This is a genomic window from Nocardia carnea (assembly GCF_029868325.1).
GTDB classification, from domain to species: domain Bacteria; phylum Actinomycetota; class Actinomycetes; order Mycobacteriales; family Mycobacteriaceae; genus Nocardia; species Nocardia carnea_C.
Window position 1 is genome coordinate 1 of the sequence record NZ_JARWNW010000066.1, and the last position, 2,600, is coordinate 2,600.

Annotated in this window: 2 protein-coding genes; both read right to left on the reverse strand. The window is 67.1% G+C overall.

The window, feature by feature from the left end:
* Window positions 1-338: 338 nt before the first annotated feature.
* Window positions 339-1,574 (reverse strand): cytochrome P450 family protein, encoded by a 1,236-nt coding sequence (locus QH196_RS03850; RefSeq protein WP_280414348.1) that lies wholly within the window; start codon window positions 1,572-1,574, stop codon window positions 339-341.
* A partial coding sequence (locus QH196_RS03855; protein ID WP_280414349.1) for a cytochrome P450 occupies window positions 1,571-2,600 on the reverse strand: 1,030 nt, incomplete at its 5' end. The genes QH196_RS03850 and QH196_RS03855, both read right to left, overlap by 4 nt.

Here is a 2,600-nt window from a genome sequence, read left to right on the forward strand (position 1 = left end):
AGGTCACCGACCAGGTCCGCTAAACCAACCAGCAAACCCTAAACAAACTGCTCATAAAACGCCCCAACACCTTCATGGGCTTAATTTTTGGCGCCGACTTCGTCGGCGCGGGGTTTTGGCCCCCCTTGGTCCCTGCTTACCGCCCCGCGATACTCGCGGCTGCGCCGCATTTCCTCGAGCACTGACAGCAGGGACGGGCCAAAACCTTTCAGGGCCTCGTCAGACTCGGCACCGCCGTCGGTCGCGTTGGGAGGTCGCTCGGGCCGGACGATCTGATCCGACGTGCAAGAACGACTGCTACGAGACCGCCTCCGGTTGTCCCGCGGCTCGGTCCGGTTCTAGGTTCCGAGGTGGACCGGGAAGGCAGCGGGGTCGTTCTGGGTGAGCACGGGGAGATTGCCGTGTTCGGTGAGGGGGATATCGGCACGCAGGTCGGGGAAGCGGTCGAACAGGGCGGGTAGGGCGATGGCGGCCTCCAGTCTGGCCAGGGCGGCGCCGGGGCAGATATGGGGGCCGTAGCCGAAGGAGATATTGCGGTTCGCGGTCGGGCGGGTGATATCGAAGGTGTCGGCATCGGCGCCGTGCAGGCCGCGGTCGCGGCCGATGGCGCGATAGGACATGACCACACCGTCGCCTTTTCCGATGGTCAGATCACCGACGGTGATGTCCTCGGTGGCGAAACGCATCAGCAGGTGAATGACGGGGCCGTCCCAGCGCAGCGTCTCCTCGATCGCTTCCTCCCAGGTGCGGTCTCCGGCCCGGATCGCGGCCAGCTGCTCCTGGTGACCGAGCAGGGCGCGAGTGGTCATGACGATCAGGCTGACGGTGGTTTCGTGGCCGGCGGCGACCAGCGCCTTGAGGTTGCCGTGTACCTCTTCCTCGGTGAGCGGGGTTTCGCCGTCGGCCACGTCGTGGAGGAAATCGGAGGTGAGATCGTCGGCCGGGTTCGCGGTCTTCTCCCGGATGAGACCGGTGTAGTAGTCGTCCAGTTCGGCGAAGACCCGCATCCGCTCGTCGTGCGGGGTGAGCAGCGAGAAGAACTTCTTGTACGCCTCGAGCAGGTAGGTGTGGTCGGTGCGCGGCACGCCCATCAGTTCACTGATCACCCGCATCGGCAGCGGATAGGCGAAAACCTGCTTCAGATCCACCGTGCCTCCGGCGCCGGCTTCCGCCAGATCGTCGAGGAGTTCGGCGGTGAACTGTTCGATCTTCGGCCGCAGCGCACCCAGGCGCCGCGGTGCCAGCGCGCGGGTGGTCTTGATGCGCAGCCGGCGGTGTTCGGCACCGTCGACGGTGAACATGGAGCGGCCGGCGTCGAGCATGCCGATCAGCGGCCATTCCCGGGTCACCGCGCCGGACTGCCACAGGTTCCACTGTGTGTGGTCTTTGACCAGGCGGGTGTCGCCGAGGAGTTGCCGGGCCAGGTTGTGCCGGGTGACGGTCCACGCCGGGGCGCCCAGCAGGTCGATCTTCGTGAGCTCCGGGCCCTCGCACAGAGTGCGGGTCTCCCCCGCGAGATCGGCGACCATGGGGTCGATGGTCAGGGCCGCGGTATGCGGGCATTGCCGGCTCACGAGCCACCTCCAACGGCGGGAACAGGGGTGAAACGAACTGGAAGAGAAGTGAACCCGCGCAGGAACGGGGAGGGCCGGCGGACCAGGGACCCGGCGGGAACTGCGAGGTCCAGATCGGGTAGCCGGTCGAGCAGCACCTCGATACCGGTGCGCGCGATGATCTCGGCGATCTGCTGGGCCGGGAACGGGCAGCGGTATTCGCCGTGCCCGAAAGCGAAATGGGCGGCGTTACCGGAATGCGCCGGATCGGCGCCGTCACCGGTGTACTGGCGGATATGCGGATCGGAATTGGCGGCGGCCAGGCCGAGCAGCAACATATCGCCGCGGCGGACCAGTGCCTCACCGAGCCGGGTATCGCGTGCGACCCAGCGACCGGCCAGGATCTGGGTCGGCGTATCTTCCCAGAGCACTTCGGTCATGGCCTGCCCGATACTGTGCCGGGCCGCCCCGAACGCGGCGGCGAACCGGTCGTCGACCAGCATGAGGCGGATCGAATTTCCGATCCAGTCGGCCGTCGGCAGATGCCCGGCCGCGGTGACCGACTGCATATTCAGCACATACTCCTCGTCCGCGAACGGCGCGGGATCGGCGAGCATCCGCGACACCAGATCCTGGCCCGGCTGCAGTTTCTTCTGCACCAGCAACTGCTGCATATATTCGACGAACCGCTGGTAGGCGGCCGGGGCCTCGGGGCCGCCGTCACACAGCACCTGCATCGTCTGCGCCAGATAGGGCCCGTCGGCTTCGGGTACGCCCAGAATCCACGCCAGTGTCAGCACCGGGAGCAGTTCGGCGAATTCGGTGACCACATCCGCGTGCCCGCGGCCGCAGAATCGGTCGATGAGGCCGTCGGCGAGTTTTTCGCAGGCGCTGCGCAGCGCGAACGGATCCACCGATTCCAGCGCGGGTTCCACCAGCGCCACATGGCGGGCATGGGCGGCGCCGGCGGTGAAGTAGATCCCCGGCTGCGGGCGGCCCACCATCGGTAGCAGCGGCCAATCCGGCGGGATCGCGGGCCACTGGTTC